The organism is Saccharibacillus qingshengii (assembly GCF_013185195.1).
GTDB lineage: Bacteria > Bacillota > Bacilli > Paenibacillales > Paenibacillaceae > Saccharibacillus > Saccharibacillus qingshengii.
The window spans coordinates 79967-99198 of record NZ_JAAZWC010000018.1 but is presented as its reverse complement, the minus strand read 5'-3'; the positions used below and the strand labels follow the sequence as shown (position 1 = coordinate 99198).

At 57.8% G+C, this 19232-nt stretch carries 22 protein-coding genes; 20 read left to right on the top strand and 2 right to left on the bottom strand.

All coding sequences use genetic code 11. The features are described from left to right. Window positions 1-77 precede the first annotated feature (77 nt). The 6 genes from HRQ60_RS15835 (at window position 78) to mmuM (ending at window position 6023) form a co-directional block, all read left to right on the top strand. Window positions 78-1091, top strand: coding sequence for an SGNH/GDSL hydrolase family protein (locus HRQ60_RS15835; protein WP_172197140.1), 1014 nt, complete (start codon window positions 78-80; stop codon window positions 1089-1091). A gap of 39 nt (window positions 1092-1130) precedes the next feature. Further along, entirely contained in the window at window positions 1131-1613 is a 483-nt protein-coding gene (locus HRQ60_RS15830; protein WP_172197138.1) for a 2-thiouracil desulfurase family protein, read from the top strand. Next, window positions 1610-2356 (top strand): type I methionyl aminopeptidase, encoded by a 747-nt coding sequence (gene map / locus HRQ60_RS15825; RefSeq protein WP_172197136.1) that lies wholly within the window; start codon window positions 1610-1612, stop codon window positions 2354-2356. Before HRQ60_RS15830 ends, map begins: the two co-directional genes overlap by 4 nt. Window positions 2357-2363: 7 nt before the next feature. Then, a complete protein-coding gene (locus tag HRQ60_RS15820; RefSeq protein WP_172197134.1) occupies window positions 2364-3383 on the top strand; it encodes an alpha/beta hydrolase in 1020 nt (339 codons plus the stop codon). A gap of 292 nt (window positions 3384-3675) precedes the next feature. Then, window positions 3676-5070 (top strand): S-methylmethionine permease, encoded by a 1395-nt coding sequence (mmuP, locus tag HRQ60_RS15815; protein WP_172197132.1) that lies wholly within the window; start codon window positions 3676-3678, stop codon window positions 5068-5070. Next, entirely contained in the window at window positions 5067-6023 is a 957-nt protein-coding gene (mmuM, locus tag HRQ60_RS15810) for a homocysteine S-methyltransferase (RefSeq protein ID WP_172197130.1), read from the top strand. The genes mmuP and mmuM overlap by 4 nt, the downstream gene beginning before the upstream one ends. A 412-nt stretch (window positions 6024-6435) precedes the next feature. Here mmuM and HRQ60_RS15805 read toward each other — a convergent pair whose 3' ends face one another. Then, window positions 6436-6855 carry a chemotaxis protein CheW gene (locus HRQ60_RS15805; protein ID WP_172197128.1) on the bottom strand — a complete coding sequence of 140 codons (420 nt, stop codon included), beginning with the start codon at window positions 6853-6855 and terminating at the stop codon, window positions 6436-6438. Between the two features lie 289 nt (window positions 6856-7144). Between HRQ60_RS15805 and HRQ60_RS15800 the strand changes: the two genes are divergently transcribed. The 14 genes from HRQ60_RS15800 (at window position 7145) to HRQ60_RS15735 (ending at window position 18126) form a co-directional block, all read left to right on the top strand. Next, window positions 7145-7765 carry a lysophospholipid acyltransferase family protein gene (locus HRQ60_RS15800; protein WP_172197181.1) on the top strand — a complete coding sequence of 207 codons (621 nt, stop codon included), beginning with the start codon at window positions 7145-7147 and terminating at the stop codon, window positions 7763-7765. A 106-nt stretch (window positions 7766-7871) separates the two neighbouring features. Then, window positions 7872-8768, top strand: coding sequence for a DMT family transporter (locus HRQ60_RS15795; protein ID WP_172197126.1), 897 nt, complete (start codon window positions 7872-7874; stop codon window positions 8766-8768). A 181-nt stretch (window positions 8769-8949) separates the two neighbouring features. Next, on the top strand, window positions 8950-9717 hold the full coding sequence (locus HRQ60_RS15790; RefSeq protein ID WP_172197123.1) for a TIM barrel protein: 768 nt from the start codon (window positions 8950-8952) through the stop codon (window positions 9715-9717). 135 nt (window positions 9718-9852) lie between these two features. Beyond that, window positions 9853-11190 (top strand): CNNM domain-containing protein, encoded by a 1338-nt coding sequence (locus tag HRQ60_RS15785; RefSeq protein ID WP_172197120.1) that lies wholly within the window; start codon window positions 9853-9855, stop codon window positions 11188-11190. Window positions 11191-11212: 22 nt separating this feature from the next. Further along, window positions 11213-11875: a hypothetical protein gene (locus HRQ60_RS15780; RefSeq protein ID WP_172197117.1), complete on the top strand. Its 663-nt coding sequence runs from the start codon at window positions 11213-11215 to the stop codon at window positions 11873-11875. A 251-nt stretch (window positions 11876-12126) separates the two neighbouring features. After that, a complete protein-coding gene (locus HRQ60_RS15775) occupies window positions 12127-12387 on the top strand; it encodes a YqkE family protein (RefSeq protein WP_172197114.1) in 261 nt (86 codons plus the stop codon). Window positions 12388-12568: 181 nt separating this feature from the next. After that, the gene (locus tag HRQ60_RS15770; RefSeq protein WP_172197111.1) at window positions 12569-13774 is read left to right on the top strand and encodes a GTP-binding protein; all 1206 of its coding nucleotides are present in this window, start codon (window positions 12569-12571) and stop codon (window positions 13772-13774) included. A 54-nt stretch (window positions 13775-13828) separates the two neighbouring features. Further along, complete coding sequence (gene rpsN, locus HRQ60_RS15765; protein WP_172197108.1) at window positions 13829-14098, top strand: 30S ribosomal protein S14; 270 nt, start codon at window positions 13829-13831, stop codon at window positions 14096-14098. A gap of 87 nt (window positions 14099-14185) precedes the next feature. Next, complete coding sequence (gene rpmG / locus HRQ60_RS15760) at window positions 14186-14335, top strand: 50S ribosomal protein L33 (RefSeq protein ID WP_172197105.1); 150 nt, start codon at window positions 14186-14188, stop codon at window positions 14333-14335. An 83-nt stretch (window positions 14336-14418) separates the two neighbouring features. Continuing rightward, complete coding sequence (locus tag HRQ60_RS15755; protein WP_172197102.1) at window positions 14419-15132, top strand: metal ABC transporter ATP-binding protein; 714 nt, start codon at window positions 14419-14421, stop codon at window positions 15130-15132. 5 nt (window positions 15133-15137) lie between these two features. Next, window positions 15138-16010: a metal ABC transporter permease gene (locus HRQ60_RS15750; RefSeq protein ID WP_172197099.1), complete on the top strand. Its 873-nt coding sequence runs from the start codon at window positions 15138-15140 to the stop codon at window positions 16008-16010. A gap of 13 nt (window positions 16011-16023) precedes the next feature. Next, window positions 16024-17124: a metal ABC transporter substrate-binding protein gene (locus tag HRQ60_RS15745; protein WP_246281356.1), complete on the top strand. Its 1101-nt coding sequence runs from the start codon at window positions 16024-16026 to the stop codon at window positions 17122-17124. Between the two features lie 168 nt (window positions 17125-17292). Then, window positions 17293-17487, top strand: a complete 195-nt coding sequence (locus HRQ60_RS15740) for a YwbE family protein (protein ID WP_172197096.1) — start codon at window positions 17293-17295, stop codon at window positions 17485-17487. 126 nt (window positions 17488-17613) lie between these two features. Then, the gene (locus HRQ60_RS15735; RefSeq protein WP_172197093.1) at window positions 17614-18126 is read left to right on the top strand and encodes a GNAT family N-acetyltransferase; all 513 of its coding nucleotides are present in this window, start codon (window positions 17614-17616) and stop codon (window positions 18124-18126) included. A gap of 114 nt (window positions 18127-18240) precedes the next feature. On the opposite strand, the gene HRQ60_RS15730 is transcribed toward HRQ60_RS15735, so the two are convergent. Continuing rightward, entirely contained in the window at window positions 18241-19200 is a 960-nt protein-coding gene (locus HRQ60_RS15730) for a glycosyltransferase family 4 protein (protein WP_172197090.1), read from the bottom strand. Window positions 19201-19232 lie beyond the last annotated feature (32 nt).

The following is a 19232-nucleotide window of genomic DNA, read 5'->3' as shown; positions in this document are numbered from 1 at the left end:
ATGACGAACCCTCAGCCCCATTCCGCCGGTTCAGACGGTCCGGACGATTCTGGCTCGTGCTGGTGTGGATAACGGCAATGGTATTGCTGGCTGCGCCTTCGCACGGGCTCATGGACGTCGGACGGGTATCTGTCGGCCCGAATGATCCGAATATCCGTTACACGGGACGCTGGGACGCCTCGGAAACGGATACGTACCGGGGATATTGGTCCGGAACGTCGCTGACGACGGCTTTTACAGGCACTAGCGTAAGACTCAAACTCGGTTACACGGCTCCGCCCGCCGGATCCGATCTGTTCGTATCGATCGACCGAGGTCCTTATAATCTGTACAAAAATGCTTCGGGTACCGTCAACCTGACGTCTTCCCCTCTGGCAGAAGGCGAGCATACGCTGACGTTGGTTACCCGAAATATCCGGGACGTGGCCGTTTTCAAAGGGCTGCTGCTCGATAAAGACGCCTACACGGTCGCTCCCCCGGAGCGGGGCCGCCTGATCGAATTCATTGGCGATTCGATTACCGTCGGGTACAAAACGCCGAACGTTTCGATCGAGTCCTACGCCTGGCTCACCGGCGAGCGGCTGAACGCGGACCATACGCAGATTGCCTATACGGGGATGTGCCTCACGGACGGCGTTTCCTGCAACGGACTGCCTCCTTCCGGCATGAGCGAACAGTATTTCCGGCTTCAGCCGCTCGATTATGCGGACTCGCCGCCGTGGAAGGTTGACGCGGCTCGGCAGCCCGATGCGGTTGTGATCAATCTGGGAACGAACGATGAACGCGCCCAGGTTGCCGGCTCTACGTTCCAAAGCGCCTATGCCGGCTTTCTGAAGCGGCTGCGCAGCATTTATCCGCAAACGGAGCTGATCGTCATCCGTCCTTTGAACGGCTATATGGACAAAGAGACACAGGAAGCGGCGCTTCTTCGTCAGAAAGCCGGCGATCAGCGGGTGCATCTCATTTCGACGGAAAGCTGGCTGGCTCCGGATACGGGCGATTATACGGATGCGCTGCATCCTTCCGTACAGGGAAACGTCAAAATGGCCGATAAGCTTGTACCCGAACTGCAGCGAATACTCGGCTGGTGAACGTGGTATAATAGCGGATAACGGCATGGAGGGGAAGACATGATATTGGTCAGTTCCTGCCTGGCAGGGTTTGTGGTCCGCTACAACGGTACGGACAGTCTGGAAGAGAGTGTGCGGGAGCTGCTTGAGGCAGGCGAAGCCATAGCGGTCTGCCCGGAATTGATGGGCGGATTTGCGACGCCTCGCGAACCGGCGGAGATTGTGGGCGGCAGCGGAGACGATGTGCTGGACGGACGCGCACGCGTCGTCGAACGTTCCGGAACGGATGTTACGGAGCTGTATCTGCGCGGAGCGCAGCTGACGCTCGACAAAGCGCTGGAAGTCGGGGCGCATACCGTGATTCTCAAAGAAAACAGCCCGTCGTGCGGCAGTGCCGCCATCTATAACGGGGAATTTGCAGGCGTCAAGATCGCCGGACACGGCGTGACGTCTGCGCTGCTGCGGCGGCATGGAGTACAGGTGCAGTCGGAGCACGATTACCGGCAGGCATCCCATTTTACATTCAAAGGAGAACAAGCATGATAGCCAAAACGGAACAGGAAATCGAAGGACTAAAAAAAATCGGACGGATCGTAGCGCTCATCCGGGACGAACTGAAGGCAATGACCAAACCCGGCGTACGCACGATCGATCTGGATCTCCGCGCCGCCGAATTGTTCGAAGAACACGGCGCAGTCTCGGCCCCGAAATCGACCTACGATTTTCCGGGATATACTTGTATCAGCGTCAATGAAGAAGTGGCTCACGGCATCCCGGGAGAACGCGTCATTCAAGAAGGCGACCTTGTAAACGTGGATGTGTCCGCTTCCTGCGACGGTTACTTTGCCGATACGGGAGTCTCGTTTGTTGTCGGTCAGGGCGACCCGCGTCTGGTTACGCTGTGCGAGGCGTCCGTGCTGGCATTCGAAGCGGGAGCCGCGAAGATCAAAGCCGGTTCCAAGCGCAACAACGCAGGCAAAGCGGCTTATAATGTGGCACGCCAACACGGGTTCAATATTATCGAGACGCTGACGGGACACGGAATCGGCACTTCGCTGCACGACGAGCCGGAATACATCCTGAGCTACTACGACCCGACCGATACCGATCTGTGGAAAGAAGGTTCGGTGATCGCGTTTGAGCCGTTCGTGTCGACGAATGCGCGCGAAGTGTTCGAAGATGCGAACGACGGCTGGACGCTCCGCGCGGACGACGGAAGCTTCGTCGCCCAATACGAACACACGATGATCGTCACCAAGGGCGCGCCGATCATCCTGACGAAGTAGGGGCGATATGGGAAAATGGACGGCAACCCGCCTGTTTAACGAAGCGCTTCGTCTGCGCGAAGCTTCCGGAGCGGAAGAAGCCTATCTGTTCGTGCGCGAACACACCGAAGCCGACAGGCTGTCGGGGCAGGCCGATGCCCGGCAGATGAATCTGCTGTATGCGCTGGCCGCCGCTGCCGGCCGCGAAGACGAAGCGTTTGCGCTGCTGCGCGAAGCGGTTCAGGAACGCGGTTTCTGGTATCCGGCGGACTATCTGCTGGAAGACGACGATCTGGACACGCTGCGCGGGCGCGAAGGATTTGCGGAACTCGCGGATCTGAGCGGGCGGCGCGAAGAAGCGGCGCTGGCAGGCGAAGCTCCGGCGCTGACGGTATTGTATCCGGAAGCTCCGGCTTCCTCGGCTGCTCCGAAGCCGGAAGCCGATACGATCGCGGCGGCGGACCGGGACGAAGAGGCCTGCGGTCCGCTGCTGCTCGTGCTGCACGGCGATCAGGAGAACGAGGGCGACGCGGAGCCTTTCTGGAGAGCCGCTCTTGCAGCCGGCTGGACGGTCGGACTGGTGCGTTCTTCGCAGATCCGGTTCTCGGATACTTTCGGATGGGACGATATCGATCTGGGCGCGGCGGAGCTGCGCGAACATCTGCTCGCTCTTCGCGGAGAAGCTTCGGGAGGAGGCGCCGCTCCCGTGGTGCTGGGCGCTTTTTCGGCCGGAGCGGAAGTGGCGCTGAACGCGCTGCTGCACGACGAATTTCCGGCGGACGGCCTGGTGCTGGTTTCTCCCTGGCTGGATGAACCCGGCGAGTGGATCGGCGCGCTGGACCGGCTGGAAGAGCGGACGCCTCGCAGCGTGCTGATCGCGGGCGAAGCGGACGAAGAAGGCCGCGAATCCGCCGAAGCGATGTCACAGGCGATGCAGGAAGCCGGTCTGGAATGCCGGTTGGAGATCGTGCCCGGCATGGAGCACGATTACCCGGAAGACTTTGCCGAGCGGCTGCCTATCGCTCTGGCCTGGATAAGCCGGGCGTAGCAGAGCCTGGCCGGCAGCCTGATTAGTGCCTCAATGCCTGCAAAGGCGGACCGAGAGCGCAATACTGCCGATCAACAGGTCAGCTTTCATAAGCTTTTTGAAAGTTCGGATCGCTTGGATTATCGATTCACCGCAGTGAAGCGACAGAAATAATCGTTGACAGTGAAGGGCAAGCCCGGTATATTGATTGGAAAATCGTTGGACCCGGCAGGAACAGAAAAAGTGTTTCCGAGGCGTCTTCCATGCGAAGACGCCTTTTTTTTGCATGCGGACCGAAATGGGGAGAATACGGATGGAACAAGAGAACGGCGGGAATTTTCAGCGGAAAATGGAAGTGCGGCACGTCGTCATGCTTTCGCTCGGCGGCGTGATCGGAACGGGGCTCTTCTTGAGCTCCGGCTACACGATCCAGCAGGCCGGACCGATCGGGACCATTCTGTCTTATCTGGTCGGCGCCATCGCCGTTTATCTGGTGATGCTGTGCCTCGGCGAGCTGTCGGTACAGATGCCGGAGACCGGCGCTTTTCACAGTTATGCCGCCAAATATATCGGACCCGCTACCGGGTATACGGTCGCCTGGCTGTACTGGCTGACCTGGACCGTGGCGCTCGGTTCGGAGTTTACGGCGGCCGGGCTGCTGATGCAGCGCTGGTTCCCCGATATCAACGTCTGGATCTGGAGCGCGCTGTTCGCGGTTCTGATCTTCTTCTTGAACGCCCTGACCGTGCGGCTGTTCGCGGAATCGGAATTCTGGTTCTCGCTGGTCAAAGTACTGACGATCGTTGCCTTCATTCTGATCGGGGCGGCGGCCGTGTTTGGCATCGTGCCGATGGAAGGCCGCGAGACTGCGCCGCTGCTGTCGAATCTGACGGCTGACGGCTGGTTCCCGAACGGGGCGAGCGCGATCCTGCTGACCATGCTGGCTGTCAATTTCGCTTTTTCCGGCACGGAGCTGATCGGGATCGCGGCGGGGGAGACGGTCGATCCGGCCCGCACCATTCCCAAAGCGATCAAGACGACGCTGGTGCGATTGATTCTGTTCTTTATCGGCACGATCGTCATCTTGTCGGCGCTGCTGCCGATGAACGAAGCCGGGGTGCTGGAAAGCCCGTTTGTGGCCGTGCTCGACCGGATCGGTATTCCTTACGCGGCGGATATCATGAACTTCGTGATCTTGACGGCCATCTTGTCCGCGGCCAATTCCGGTCTGTACGCGTCTTCGCGCATGCTCTGGTCGCTGGCGGACAAAGGAACGATTCCGCGTTCGCTCTCGCGCCTCAATAAGCGCGGCGTACCGTTTAACGCACTGGTACTCAGTATGGCCGGCGGCGTATTGGCGCTGCTGTCGAGCATCATCGCGCCGGAAACGGTCTATATCGCACTGGTCTCGATCTCGGGTCTTGCCGTCGTGGTTGTCTGGATGAGCATCAGCGCTTCGCAGCTGATGTTCCGCCGGGCCTATCTCAAAGCGGGACATTCGGTCGAAGACCTGGGCTTCCGGACTCCGCTCTACCCGTTCGTACCGATCGCTTCGTTCCTGCTGTGCCTGCTGTCGTGTATCGGCATCGCGTTTGATCCGACGCAGCGTATCGCGCTGTACTGCGGGATTCCGTTCATCCTGCTGTGCTACGCGGCTTATTATCTGACTGCCCGCACCGGGCAGCGCAAAGGAGGAAACCGGGCATGAGGCGATATCAAAACGAAGATCCGATCGCGGCGATCCTAAGCCAACATCCGGTTCTGATCCTGGACGGCGCGATGGCGACCGAGTTGGAGCGGCACGGCTGCAATCTGGACGATCCGCTGTGGTCGGCCCGGGTGCTGCTGGAGCAGCCGGAACTTATTCGACGGGTTCACGAAGATTATTTCCGCGCCGGGGCGGACTGCGCGATTACGGCCAGCTACCAGGCGACGGTCGAAGGTTTCGCGGCAAAAGGAATCGATGAAACGGAAGCCCTGGCGCTGATTCGGCAGACGGTGGAACTCGCCGCGCAGGCGCGCGACGCCTTCTGGTCGGGCGGCGAACACGGACAGCGTCCCAAGCCGATCGTGGCGGCTTCCGTCGGGCCGTACGGCGCTTATCTGGCGGACGGTTCGGAGTATGTCGGCCATTACGGGGTGAGCGACGAACGCTTGACCGAATTTCATCGGCCGCGTATCCGCGCATTGATCGAAGCCGGAGCCGACCTGCTTGCATTCGAGACGATTCCGTCGCTGCAGGAAGCGCTCGTACTTGCGAATCTGCTGGATGAATATCCGGGCACGTTCGCCTGGATGTCGTTTTCGCTTCGAAACGGACAGGAGATCAGCGAAGGCACGCCGCTTGAAGAATGCGCCCGGGTGCTGGAAGACCGGCTTAACATCGCGGCGGTCGGCGTCAACTGCGCACCGTCTTCGGCCGCGGCCGAAGCGGTTGCGGTGCTGGCCGCGCATACGTCCAAGCCGGTACTCGTCTATCCGAACTCCGGCGAATCGTACGAGGCGTCCACCAAGACCTGGCATGGCGGCGAGGCCGCGGCATGCGGCGGTTTTGCCGACTCCGCGCGCGCCTGGCACGAAGCGGGCGCCCGGCTGATCGGCGGCTGCTGCCGGACGACACCGGAGCAGATCGCGCAAATAGCGACCGTATGGCGGGGCTAAAAAACTTTTTGAAAAAAATTCAAAAAAAGTGATCCAACCCGAAATCTTTTGCGTTTTATCCCATGAGAGCACCCCAGATCCACATCCGGCACGGCCCCATCGCCCGCTTGGTTATTTTGCAGCAGCGGGTGCTCTCGCTTTATGCCGGTCGGCGCAAGCCGACAGGTTTCCGCGGCGCGCATCCGCAGTACTTCTACAACCATGAATCCCTTTACACCAGGAAACGACTCCGCTTGCGACTTTTTTGCCTATGGCGACCCGCAATGAACGCACGCTATCCGCAGCTTTTGATCCCGCGCGCGCCGGCCGCCGCGGAAACGGCGAAAAGCCCCGATTCGGATCGGGGCTTTTTTTTGTGCGGAGACTTCGAGACGGCTTGGGACACGGCCGAATCTATAAAAAAAGACGGAGCCTAGGCTCCGCCTCCCGTTGTACTTGCCAGCACCGTATCGACGTTCAGCACGAGCACCAATCGGTCGCCGTGTTCGAAAACGGACGGCAGGAACCGGCGGCTCGCCGCTTCTTCGTTGTCGGCCAATGCCGAATCCGGAACGGACGCCGTATCGTCGAGCGAATCGACGAGCAGAGCCACCTTCTCGCGGCGAAGCAGGATGAATTTATCGGTGTCCTGCTGATCTTCGTGCGAGACGTTCAGTTTCTTGCGCAGATTGAGAATCGTATAGATTTCTTCGCGGATCTTCACTACGCCCTCATGCCAATTCGAGGAGAACGGAATCGAGGTGCCGGGTTTGGAGTTCTGGATTTCATCGATCTCATGGAACGGAATACCGTAGGTTTTGTCGGCCAATTTAAATAGGATAAAATCGCTCATGGTATGCGCCGGTCTCCTTCGTTTACGGATAGAATCCTTTTCGCCCGGGTGGTGCGGCGGTGCAAAAAGGATGGGCTTACCGTCATTATAGGCGATAACCCCGCGCCTTGCTACCGCTTTCCAGAAAACTGGCGCGCTTTTTCCAGGCATACGGCTGTTCAGGAACAAAAGCGCATGGTACACTAAACACGTGCCGGCTGCTTTCGCATGGATCGTATGCCGCTGTTCAAAATTAGGACCAGATACTAAAGGTATCGAGAAACGGAATGCGGAAGGAGTAGTCGACGTGTTGTATCAACCCCTCGCGAAATTGGCCAGACTTATACTGCGTGGATTCGGGAAGTTCGAGGTTATCGGAGCGGAGAGACTGCCGAAGGAAGGCGGCTACGTGATCACCTGTACGCACCGGGGCTGGATCGACGTCATCGCGCTCGGAAGCTCGCTGCTGCCGACCGAAGTTCATTTTATGGCCAAAAAAGAATTATTCCGAAAAAAGATTGCCGATAAATTTCTGCGCGACATCAATGCTTTCCCGGTCGACCGCGAAAATCCGGGGCCGAGCAGCCTGAAGGTTCCGATCCAGCTGCTCAAGCAGGGCAAGACGATCGGGATCTTCCCGTCCGGCACCCGCTCTTCGGAAGACGTGCCGCTCAAGCGCGGCGCGGTTACGATCGCCAAAATGGCCAAGGTGCCGGTCGTGCCGGCGGCTTTCTCCGGTCCCACCACCTTCAAGGGGCTGCTGCGCGGGACGAAGACCCGGCTCGTGATCGGAGATCCGATCGCGACCGTATCCGACGAGCCGGGCGAAGGGAAGAAAGATCTCGGCGAGTTGGTCGACCGTCTGGCCATGGCGATGAATACGCTGGAGACCGGATTGGAACGATTGGATAAAGGCACGGAGAACGTATAATTTCATAGCACCGACAACGGGAAAAGCGAACGAAGCGCCTGAGCGGCGCAGTCGGCGCTTTTCCCGTTTTTGCCGGAAATCTTACACAACAAGGAGTCTTTCATCAATGAAAACATTAACCGGACCGCAGCGTTTCGGCATGATCGTCGCGCTGGTCCTGATCTGGGGCGTTTCTTGGTCCATCTACAAAGTCGCACTGGATTACACGCCGCCGCTGCTGTTTGCGGGCCTGCGCACGCTGATCGGAGGGCTGCTGCTCATGCTGTTCCTGCTGCCCAAGCGCAGCCGGATCCGTTGGAAACAAAATTGGAACGTCTATGTGGTCTCTGCGCTGCTCAATGTCGTGCTGTTCTACGGCCTGCAGACGATCGGCCTGCTCTATATGCCATCCGGTCTGTTCACCGTCCTCGTCTATTTGCAGCCGGTGCTGGTCGGCCTGCTCGCGTGGGTCTGGCTGGACGAACGGATGAATCCGCTCAAAGCCATCGGTCTGCTGCTCGGATTCCTTGGCGTGATCTCGGTCAGCCTGGGCGGATTCTCCGGCCATGTCGCCGTGATCGGGGTGGTGCTGGCCATAGCGACGGCAGTCAGTTGGGCGCTCGGAACCGTCTTTATCAAAAAGTCGGGTTCGTCCGTTGATTCGCTGTGGCTGGTGGCATTCCAGTGTACGCTCGGCGGCTTCGTGCTGACGTTCGCGGGCTCCCTGACCGAGAATTGGACCGATATTGTATGGAATGGCGCGTATTGGACCGGCCTGCTGTTCGGCATATGCTTCGGGATCGCGCTGTCCTGGATTCTCTATATCACCTTGACCCAGGCCGGAGAAGCCAGTCAGGTGGCTTCGTATACGTTTATCGTGCCGCTGCTGTCGGTACTGATCGGAACGCTTGCTCTGCACGAACCGTTCAGCCGCTTCCTGCTGCTGGGCCTGGTGCTGATCGGAACCGGCATCTATCTGGTCAACCGCAGGGTCAAGCCGAAAGGGATCGTTATCGCGGGCTAGGTTTTGAACGCGTCCGTACCCCGCAATTTATAAATCCGCAGAATGGCGAAACGGCCTGGACATTTCCAACAGGAAATTCCGGCTGCCGCTTTCTGCGGATTTTTTGTGCATTAGATTTCTTTTTCCTGTTTCGATCGCGAAAAAAACGGCTAGAAAATGGAAACGAAAGGAGAGAAGCCTCATGAAGATTTCTTATAACACCGAGACTCTTTTTGCGAACCGAAGCCTCTACGAAGCCCTGCCCCTGCTGCATCAGATCGATGCGAAAGCCGTTGAATTCTGGTCCTGGGCGGACAAAGACCTCAAGCGAGCTGCAGAGCTGTGCGAAGAATACGGAATCGATGTGGCGTCCATGGTAGTTGTGACCGACACGCTGCTGGAACCGAAGGGCAGAGCCGAAGCGCTGGAACAGATAGAAAAAGCGGCCCAAGCCGCACGCAGTCTGGGGTGCCCGACACTCGTGCACAGCGTAGGATTCGAAGTGGAAGGCAGAACCCGGCCGCAGATGCGAGAGACGCTGATCGAAGGCCTGCGGGACGCGGCTCCCCTGCTGGAAAAATACGGAGTGACCGCGGCGATCGAGCCGATGAATACGGTGCGGGACAAAGAACTGGCCGGATATTTCCTTGATAAGTCGGACGAAGCGTTTCGGATTGTCGAAGAAGTGAACCATCCCCGCCTCAAAGTCTGCTACTACTTCTACCACGTTCAGATCATGGAAGGCAATGTGATCGCCCGTATGCAAAATAACATTCACCACATCGGACATATTCAGGCCGCCGGCGTGCCGGGACGGGGCGAACTGTTCATGGGCGAATTGAATTACGACCGGATCTTCGATGCGATCAAGCAGACGGATTACGACGGATACGTCGGGATCGAATATTTTCCAACGCACGATCCGATCGACGACCTGCGGGCTATCCGGATTCAACACCATACCGGCTGAACGAAGACGCCCAGGGATGAAGAGTAAGCAGGCTGCGCGGCATGATAGGTAAAAAAGGGTATATAACTACCACAAATACCCCAACGACGCGGTTCGCCAAGGACCGACGAATGCCGTGAAGGAAGTGTTCTCTGCGTGGAAATCCTAAACATCATTATCGTCATTTTGCTTATTGTACTTACGGCCTTTTTTGTCGCCTCCGAGTACTCGATCATCCGGGTGCGCGTCTCGCGTATCAATCAACTGGCCGAACAGGGAAACAAGAATGCGCAGGCCGTCAAACGCATCCTGTCGCGGCTCGATGAATTTCTGTCCGCCAGCCAGCTTGGCACGACGCTGACGTCGCTCGCGCTCGGCTGGCTGGGCGAATCGACGGTGGAAGAACTGCTGGCGCCGGTATTCGTCTGGCTGCATGTGCCGGAAACGGCGACAGGGGTCCTGTCGTTTCTGCTGGCCTTCCTGATCCTGACGTATTTCGAAGTGCTGATCGGGGAACTGGTGCCGAAGACGATCGCGATTCAGGTTGCCGAGCCGCTCGCGCTTGCGCTGGCCCGTCCGCTGATTATTTTTTACCGCATCACTTATCCGTTCAACTGGATTCTCAGCCGATCCTCGCGTGTGATCAGCGGATTGTTCGGACTGAAGCCGCTGACTGAAGGCGAAGCCGCGCAGAGCGAAGCCGAACTTCGCCTGGCGCTGTCGGAAGGCTTCAAGAGCGGAGAGATCACGCCGACCGAATACCGTTATCTCAACAACGTCTTCGATTTCGACGAGCGCGACGCGCAGGAGATCATGGTACCGCGTACCGAGATTCGGCATATTCCGCAGCAGGCGGACGTCTGGGATCTGGTGAAGCTGATCGAACCCAAAGCGTACAGTCTCGTGCCGGTATCGCTGGACGGAGACAAAGATCATATCGTCGGAATGGTCAACGTCAAGCAGGTGCTGAGCGAGTATGTCCGCGGCAATGCCGGGCAGCCGCAGCCGATCGCTCCGTATATCCGTCCGGTCATCCAGGTGATTGAAACGGTGCGGGCGCGCGATCTGCTCGGACGGATGCAAAAAGAAGGCATTCATATGGCGGTGTTGATGGACGAATACGGCGGGACTTCGGGGCTTGTGACCCTGGAAGATCTGCTGGAAGAGATTGTGGGCGATATTCCGTCCAGTTCTTCGCCGGACGGAGAAGCGGCTCCGACGCCGCTGATCCGCCAAGACGGCGAAGGACGCTTCCTGCTCGGTTCGAATGCGCTGCTGCATGATGTGAACCGCAGTCTCGGCACGGATATCGATTCGGAAGAAGTCTATACGATCGGCGGGTGGCTGCTCTCCGAGAAATTCGATCTCCAACCGGGCGACACGCTCAGCGAATCGGGCTGGGACTGGACGGTCCGCGAGATGCAGGGTGGACGGATCCGGCAGATCGAAGCGGTGCGCGTGAACCGCCGGGAACGCGAAGAGCGGCCGGAATGATTCGGGCGAAGGAGGAACAGAGATGAACAAGCGATGGAAAAAGGCGATAATGGCGGCTGCGGCCGCAGTGGTATGGACCGGGGGGTTGGGGTATGGCCCGCAGGAGGGAAGAGTGTTCGCCGCGGAGACGTCTGCTGCTTCGGTTCAAGGCAGCAAGGCCGCATCCGCCGCAGCTGTCCAAAAAGAAATTCGGCTTCAATCCAATCGGGCACTGCGCGCTTTGGCCGACCGGGATTTCGACAAGCTGGCCGATCTGGCGGCTCCGTCGGGCGTCCGCTTTTCTCCTTATGCGTATATACTCCCCACAAGCGATCGGATGCTGACTCCCCAACAGCTGCGTCAAGCCTGGACAGACAAGAACCTGTACGTCTGGGGCAGCTATGACGGAAGCGGAGAGCCGATAAAGCTTGATTTTCGCGGATACTACGCACGGTTTCTGAACGATCTTCCTTATACGGCTCCGGACGGCGTCGGCTACAATCGGATCGTGCGCAGCGGCAATACGCCCAGTAATCTTCCTACCGTCTATCCCACAGCCAAATTCGTCGAATTTTATGTCAAAGGCGGCCGCAGCGGATCTCCAAATACCGGAGGCATGGACTGGGGCAGCCTGCGCTTTGTGTGGGAACAAATCGATGGCGAATGGAAGCTGGCGGGGATCGTCGGAGACCGGTGGACGATATAGGATGTGATGGACGAATGTGGATAAATAAAGCGCTTTTTATGAGAAAAGTGTGAAAGATTTCAACAGGTTGGGGATAAAAGCCCTGTTTTTGTGGATAAATCTGTGGATAGCTGTAGAATAACCTGTGCGTAACCTGCTATTTATACACAGGCCTGCAAATTGGATATGGGTTCCTTTCCCGGAACAAGCGCCGTATAATAAAATAAAGAGGTTCCTGCAAAAGGAATCGCGACACAAGGGAGGAACACGCAATGGCCGCCAAGAAAAAACAGCCTGCCGCCCGCCCGTCCGCTTCGGACAAACCGGCGACGCTGAAAGATATGTTGAATCCCGAAGTTCTCGCCAAACTGCAGGCCCAGGCGAACGAACTCAAAGCAAGCGAAGAAGAACGCCGCCAGGAAGAGCAGCGTCTCGCGCTGGAAGCCAAACAGGCGGAGCGCAAACGGTTGGAAAATGATTTTGAATATTTGCTTGGACAAAGCGAGAGCAAGAAGACCAACAAGTACGATTGATTCCCGCAGATTCCACCACCGCAAGCCCCAAAAGAATCGACAGCAGAACCCGGCCTTTGCCGGGTTTTTTGCTGCGTTCCGGGTTCTTTTTCGGAAATGGGCGTTGACAGCTTGAGCGGCAGAGGCGTATAGTACGTTTTATTAATCGTAATAATTACTATTTGAATGGGGGGGCGGTAAAATGAACAACCCTAAGATTCCCGTTACCGTCCTGTGCGGTTATTTGGGATCCGGCAAGACGACGCTGCTGAACCATATCCTTCACAATCGGCAGGGCTTGAAAGTAGCGGTAATCGTGAACGATATGAGCGAAATCAATGTGGATGCGGGCCGGGTAGCCGGCGAAGCGAGCTTGTCGCGCACCGAGGAAAAGCTGGTTGAGATGTCGAACGGCTGCATCTGCTGCACACTGCGGGACGATCTGCTGCGCGAAGTGGAGAAGCTCGCGTCCGACGGACGTTTTGACTATATTCTTATCGAATCCACGGGAATCAGCGAGCCGGTGCCGATCGCCCAGACGTTCACGTATGCGGACGAAACGACGGGCGTCGACCTGACGGATCTGGCGCGGCTGGACTGTATGGTGACGGTTGTCGACGCCTACCGGTTCTGGCACGATTTCGAATCGGGTGAGAGCCTGCTGGCCCGCGGACAGGCGAACGACGAGCAGGATCTGCGCGATGTTACGGATCTGTTGATCGACCAGGTGGAGATGTGCGACGTGCTGCTGCTGAACAAGTGCGACCTCGTCGCGGAAGAAGATCTGCAGCGTCTGGAAGGGGTTATGCGCAAGCTTCAGCCGTCGGCCAAGATTATTCGCAGCGTGCGCGGCGAAGTCGATCTGTCCGAAGTGCTGAATACGAACCGGTTCGATTTTGAAAAAGCGAGCCTGGCTCCGGGCTGGATCCGCGAGCTGCAGCGGGAAGAACATACGCCGGAAACGGAAGAGTACGGGATCGGTTCGTTCGTCTACCGCCGCAGGCGTCCGTTTCATCCGGAGAGACTGGCGAACGTGCTGGCCGAATGGCCGGCGGAAGTCGTTCGGGCCAAAGGATTGATGTGGATTGCGGTCGAGCAGGATTGGGCAGCCCACTTCAGCCAGGCGGGGCCTTCGATCCAGTTCGGTCCGGCTGGCAGCTGGATCGCGGGATTGCCGGAAGAAGAACGGGTGGAACTGTTTGCCGAGCAGCCGGAACTTCGAGCAGGCTGGGATGAACAAAGCGGCGACCGGATCAACGAATTCGTGCTGATCGGGATCGATATGCCGCGAGAAGAAATCGAGCGGGAGCTGGATGCCTGCCTGCTGGACGAACAAGAGATGGACGCCGACTGGGCACGATTCGTGAATCCGCTGCCCTGGTCGTCGGTCGAAGCGCAGTCGGTCTGATTCGGCAGCGAGAGAGATCGGAATTTTATTTTTGATCACAAAGGAGAGATTGAAATGGCCAAAAAGTCCAAAGTGGTACGTCAACGGCAGCGTGAGGCGATGGTAGCGAAATATGCCGATCTGCGCCGCGAATTGAAAGAAAAAGGCGATTATGCCGCTCTGCAAAAGCTGCCGCGCGATTCGTCGCCGACCCGTCTTAAAAGCCGCTGCGAAATTACGGGTCGTCCCCGTGCCTACCTGCGCAAGTTCAAAGTTTCCCGGATCATGTTCCGCGAGCTTGCCCACAAAGGACAGATTCCGGGCGTGAAAAAGGCGAGCTGGTAAATCCGCAGTCCGGATTGACAGGAATTCGAGACTTCGTTATACTTTGTTTTATTCGTAACGATTACGAAATATAGGAGGGTTCCAATCATGAGAGTCATCATTACTTTGGCCTGCACGGAGTGCGGGGATCGCAATTACACGACTACGAAGAACAAAAGAAATAATCCCGAACGCCTGGAATTGAAAAAGTATTCTCCGCGTCTGAAAAAATATACGATCCATCGGGAAACGCGATAAGCAGGCAAAAAAAGAAGCAAAAAGAAGAGGCAAATTTTTTTGCCTCTTTTTAAATCGTAATGATTACGCAAGGGGTGACCGGTATGATCTTATCTTCCATGCACAATGTCGTATTCGGTTATGACGATAAACCTGTCGTCAACGGAGTATCGCTGGAAGTGCGCAAAGGCGAGTTTCTGGGAATCGTCGGTGCCAACGGCACGGCCAAGACGACGGTACTGAAAATTCTGCTGGGGCTGCTGAAGCCTTGGAGCGGAACCGTCGAATTGAATCACGAAGCGTTCGGCGGGGAAAAACCGGTGATCGGTTACGTCTCGCAGAACGCTTCGGCATTCAATTCCGGATTTCCCAGCCGAGTGATCGAGCTGGTGCGCTCGGGATGCCATTCGGGACTGGGTCTGTTTCGCCGACGGGGTGCCGAAGAAGAACGGCGCGTCCGCAACAGTCTGGAACAGGTCGGCATGTGGGAACTCAGACGCCGCCGGATCGGCGAGCTGTCGGGCGGACAGAAGCAGCGGGTATGCATCGCCAGAGCGCTTGTTCAATGTCCCAACGTGATGATTCTGGACGAGCCGACGACGGGGATGGATGTGAAGAGCCGGACGGCCCTGTACCGTTTGATGCGGCATCAGGCGCAGCATCACGGCGTAACGGTGGTCATGGTCACGCACAGCCTGGAAGAAGCGGGCCGTTTTCTGGATCGTGTGGTTACGCTTGAACGCTTCGAGACCGAATCGGTTCGGACCTCCGAGCAAAGAAGCGAAGCGGCGCACGGAGACCGCTGGGAAATGGGGTAACGGTTATGCTGGCTTACGAATTTATGCAGCGCGCATTTCTGGCGGGAGCGCTGATCGGATTGATTGCGCCAATTCTGGGCGTATATCTGATGCTGCGCCGGCAGGTCTTGATGGCCGACACGCTGTCGCATGTATCGCTGGCGGGTGTTGCGGCGGGTTCGCTGCTGGGCGTAAACCCCTCGCTCGGAGGGTTCGCGGCAGCCGTCGTGGCGGCGCTGCTGATCGAGCGTCTGCGCGGGATGTACCGAACCTACGCGGAAGTGCCGGTTGCCATTATGATGACGGGCGGCCTTGCGCTGGCTGTCGTGCTGATGAGCTTCGGCCGCACGCTCTCGCAAAGTTTCAATGCTTATTTGTTCGGTTCGATCGTAGCTGTCAGCGAGACGCAGCTGTGGCTGATCGGCGGCGCATCCGCGGTCGGCCTGCTGTTCTTCATGGTATTCCGCCGTCCGCTGTACGATTTGACGTTCGACGAGGAAGCGGCCGGGATCAGCGGCGTGCGCGTGCGTGCGCTGTCGACCGCTTTTTCGGTACTGACCGGGATGACGGTCGCCGCGGCCATGCCGATCGTGGGCGTCCTGCTGGTATCGGCGCTGCTGGTACTCCCGGCGGCGCTGGCCCTGCGGATTGCGGGAGGATTCTTCTCGGCGATCGTGATCGCGGTCATTGTCGGCCTTACAGGCATATTCAGCGGTCTGGCTCTTTCGTATACGGAAAACACACCGCCGGGAGGCACGATCGCGCTGATTCTGCTGCTCTTCCTGCTGCTCGGCATGGCCCTGCGCAAAGCGGGACTCTGGATAAGCAGGCACCGGCATGGCAAATCCGGCACCGGCAGGAACAAAAAGCAGCGCGGCGAAATCAAACAAGCGATATGAAGGAGAGACACAGATGAAAAGAAAATACGGAACGATGACCTATACGGCCGGAGCTTCCCTGCTCAGCCTCATGCTGATCCTGGGAGGCTGCGGGTCGAACGCGGCGGCTCCGCAAAAATCGGGCACGGCAGCCGAAGGTTCGTCCGCTGCCGGCACTTCCGCGGAGCAGGCACCGGCGGACAAACTGCAAGTCGAAGCCAGCTTCTATCCGATGTACGAGTTCGCGCGTCAGGTCGGCGGCGATCTGGCGGATGTGAAACTGCTCGTGCCGTCGGGAACGGAGCCGCACGACTGGGAGCCGACCCCTCAGGATATCGCGAGAATCCAAGAAGCCGATATGCTCGTCTATAACGGTTCGGGCATGGAGAGTTGGGTCGAACAGGTGCTGGGCGCCACTTCGAACACCGAGCTGCTGGCGGTTGAAGCGAGCAAGGATATCGATAAGATGGAAGCCTCTGAAGAAGACGGACACGACCACGGCCATGAAGAAGCGGATACTGCGGAAGAAGGACATGATCACGACGCCGCTGCGGAAGAGGAACATGACCATGCCCATGAAGGCGAGTCCGAAGAAGCCCACGACCATGGAGGACTGGATCCCCATGTCTGGCTGTCTCCGCGTCTGGCCGTGCAGGAAGTCCGCGCGATTGAGGCGGCGTTCGCAAAAGCCGATCTGGATCACGCCGATCAGTATAAGAGCAATGCGGACGCTTACGCGGCGAAGCTGGAAGCGCTGGACAGCGAGTTCAAGGAAGGGCTGTCCGGCACCAAGCGGACCGATTTCATTACACAGCATGCCGCGTTCGGCTATTTGGCACGGGATTACGGACTGACCCAGGTTCCGATCGCGGGCTTGTCGCCCGATCAGGAACCGGCAGCCGGAGAAATGTCGGAAGTAGTCGAATTCGCCAAAGAGCATGACGTCAAGACGATCTTCTTCGAGACTTTGGTTTCGTCGAAAGTGGCCGAGACGATCGCTTCGGAAGTCGGCGCGGAAACTTCCGTACTGAATCCGCTTGAAGGATTGACCGAAGAAGAGATGGCCGCCGGCGACGATTACTTGTCGGTCATGCGTGCGAATCTAGAAGCGCTCCGGACCGCTTTGAACCAATAAGTTCGCAGGCGGGGGTCCTTCCGAGAAAAAGCGGACGGATCTCTTTCTTCCTGATGCCGTGCATAGCTGCCGCCGCTCGCCCGATCGAGGGGCGGCTTTTTTCGTTTTTCCCGCCAAGGAGGCCTCTATGTTATGATAAGGAAAGCCAAACCAGAAGGAGAGAATGTCATGAACGGAAAAAACCGCTCCAATATTCGGCCGGGTCTTACGGTCGACATCGTACTCAAAAAAGACCAGCGGACCGGTGCGCTGACCCGCGGAGTCGTCAAGGATCTCCTCACCAATTCGGCCACGCATCCCCATGGAATCAAGGTTCGCCTGCAGGACGGCCAGGTAGGCCGGGTTCAGCAGATCGTCGAGTGATCGGCCGATTCGGGCGAACGGCGATTAGAGAAGGAATATTCGCGTTTATATAGTAGAGTAACGACGTCATCTTCATACGACTTCCGACGCAGCGGTGGTCGGGAGGGAAGACAGGAGGAACGCAAGATGAGCAGTACGCCCCAGGGAACGGAACCCAAGGTGGAGCTGAAGTTTTTCCGTCCGGAATATGAAAAAGCTCTGTTCGAAGACTATCAGGTATCCGCGGAGCAGGAGAAACATACGGCACTGCCGGTTAGGGCTATCCAGTTGTGCAGGGAAGACCGGGACCGCCACCCCATCGTGATTCTGGCGGATAAGAAACCTGTCGGTTTTTTCGTGCTTCACCGGGGAGACCGAATCCGGAGCGTCACGGAATCGCCGCGGGCCATGCTTGTGCGTTCGCTGTCGGTCAATCTTCCCGATCAGGGCAAAGGGTATGCAAAGCTGGCGATGGGCATGCTGCCCAAGTTCGTCAGCGATTACTTCCCCGACATGAACGAAATCGTATTGGTTCTCAATCAGCACAACCAGGCGGCTATGCGCGTTTATGAGCAGGCCGGATTCGAGGACCGCGGCCACCGCAAGGAAGGTCCCGTGGGACCGCAGGTGCTTCTTCATTACCGGATGAACCGGAAGTGAATCCTGCCCGGTGCACGGCTTCCGAACCGGATGATGCCGCAAAAAGACCCCCGTACCGATTCTACAGATCGGGTACGGGGGTCTTTTTGCGTACGGCAGACGAGAAACTGTCGGTCAAAACGGCAGCAGGATCAGAATGATCGAAGACAAACTGAGACAGACACTGACCAGGCAGAGCACGAACAGCACCTGCTTCGGATTCATGCCGCTCGACAGCAGCCGGTAATGAATCTGCGAGGCATCGGCTTCGTAGATTTTCTGACCGTTCTTGAGTCTCTTGAGCACGACAAAGATATTGTCGAAGATCGGTACGCCAAGCGCAAGAATCGGTACGAGCAGCGACAGCAGCGTCGCCTGTTTGAAGGCGCCGTCCAAAGCGATGATCGCCAGAATGAAACCGAGGAACGTCGCTCCGGAGTCGCCCATATAGACTTTGGCAGGCGGTTTGTTGTATTTCAGATACGCGAGGCCTACACCGACCAGGCTGATCGCCATGATCGCCGAGTTGCTCTGCTGCTGGGCAATCGCAACCACAAACAGCGTGCCTGCGGAGATGGTCGCGAGACTTCCGGCGAGCCCGTCCAGGCCGTCGGTAAAGTTGATGACGGTCGTGACACCGAAGATCCAGAGCAGGGTCAATACGAGCTGCAGCCATTCCGGCAGCACCACGTAGCTGTCCGTAAACGGATTGGAGAATCCCGAGAAGCGGATGCCCGCCAGGTAAACGATCAGAGCAGCCAGGAGCTGCACGATCAGCTTCGGCAGAGCCGGGAATTCGCGGCGGCTGACCTTGTACCAGTCGTCGACGAGACCGATCAGCAGAATCAGCAGCGAACCGCCGAGTACGGCGGCCGATTCGAGGCCGCTCATATCGCTGAACAGTATGTAAGTGACGGCGAAACCGACAAACAATGCAATACCCGCCATAAGCGGAATCGGTTCGCGGTGAAGTTTGCGTTCATTGTCCGGACGCGGCTTATCGACGAAATCAAGCTGCACGGCCCATTTGCGAAGAACGGGAATCAGGATCAGGGCCACGGCCAGCGACAGCAAAAAAGCGGCTAAATAATGCATATACCCTCCTTAGAACAAACGGCACGGACCTT

What these genes read in the sequence shown, in the direction of transcription:
- HRQ60_RS15745 (WP_246281356.1), top strand. Translation starts at nt 16,024, where the DNA reads ATGAAAAGAAAATACGGAACGATGACCTATACGGCCGGAGCTTCCCTG.
- HRQ60_RS15830 (WP_172197138.1), top strand. Translation starts at nt 1,131, where the DNA reads ATGATATTGGTCAGTTCCTGCCTGGCAGGGTTTGTGGTCCGCTACAAC.
- HRQ60_RS15805 (WP_172197128.1), bottom strand. Translation starts at nt 6,855, where the DNA reads ATGAGCGATTTTATCCTATTTAAATTGGCCGACAAAACCTACGGTATT.
- mmuM (WP_172197130.1), top strand. Translation starts at nt 5,067, where the DNA reads ATGAGGCGATATCAAAACGAAGATCCGATCGCGGCGATCCTAAGCCAA.
- HRQ60_RS15740 (WP_172197096.1), top strand. Translation starts at nt 17,293, where the DNA reads ATGAACGGAAAAAACCGCTCCAATATTCGGCCGGGTCTTACGGTCGAC.
- HRQ60_RS15795 (WP_172197126.1), top strand. Translation starts at nt 7,872, where the DNA reads ATGAAAACATTAACCGGACCGCAGCGTTTCGGCATGATCGTCGCGCTG.
- HRQ60_RS15780 (WP_172197117.1), top strand. Translation starts at nt 11,213, where the DNA reads ATGAACAAGCGATGGAAAAAGGCGATAATGGCGGCTGCGGCCGCAGTG.
- rpsN (WP_172197108.1), top strand. Translation starts at nt 13,829, where the DNA reads ATGGCCAAAAAGTCCAAAGTGGTACGTCAACGGCAGCGTGAGGCGATG.
- HRQ60_RS15730 (WP_172197090.1), bottom strand. Translation starts at nt 19,200, where the DNA reads ATGCATTATTTAGCCGCTTTTTTGCTGTCGCTGGCCGTGGCCCTGATC.
- HRQ60_RS15835 (WP_172197140.1), top strand. Translation starts at nt 78, where the DNA reads ATGGTATTGCTGGCTGCGCCTTCGCACGGGCTCATGGACGTCGGACGG.
- HRQ60_RS15770 (WP_172197111.1), top strand. Translation starts at nt 12,569, where the DNA reads ATGAACAACCCTAAGATTCCCGTTACCGTCCTGTGCGGTTATTTGGGA.
- HRQ60_RS15820 (WP_172197134.1), top strand. Translation starts at nt 2,364, where the DNA reads ATGGGAAAATGGACGGCAACCCGCCTGTTTAACGAAGCGCTTCGTCTG.
- HRQ60_RS15735 (WP_172197093.1), top strand. Translation starts at nt 17,614, where the DNA reads ATGAGCAGTACGCCCCAGGGAACGGAACCCAAGGTGGAGCTGAAGTTT.
- mmuP (WP_172197132.1), top strand. Translation starts at nt 3,676, where the DNA reads ATGGAACAAGAGAACGGCGGGAATTTTCAGCGGAAAATGGAAGTGCGG.
- HRQ60_RS15790 (WP_172197123.1), top strand. Translation starts at nt 8,950, where the DNA reads ATGAAGATTTCTTATAACACCGAGACTCTTTTTGCGAACCGAAGCCTC.
- map (WP_172197136.1), top strand. Translation starts at nt 1,610, where the DNA reads ATGATAGCCAAAACGGAACAGGAAATCGAAGGACTAAAAAAAATCGGA.
- HRQ60_RS15775 (WP_172197114.1), top strand. Translation starts at nt 12,127, where the DNA reads ATGGCCGCCAAGAAAAAACAGCCTGCCGCCCGCCCGTCCGCTTCGGAC.
- HRQ60_RS15750 (WP_172197099.1), top strand. Translation starts at nt 15,138, where the DNA reads ATGCTGGCTTACGAATTTATGCAGCGCGCATTTCTGGCGGGAGCGCTG.
- rpmG (WP_172197105.1), top strand. Translation starts at nt 14,186, where the DNA reads ATGAGAGTCATCATTACTTTGGCCTGCACGGAGTGCGGGGATCGCAAT.
- HRQ60_RS15755 (WP_172197102.1), top strand. Translation starts at nt 14,419, where the DNA reads ATGATCTTATCTTCCATGCACAATGTCGTATTCGGTTATGACGATAAA.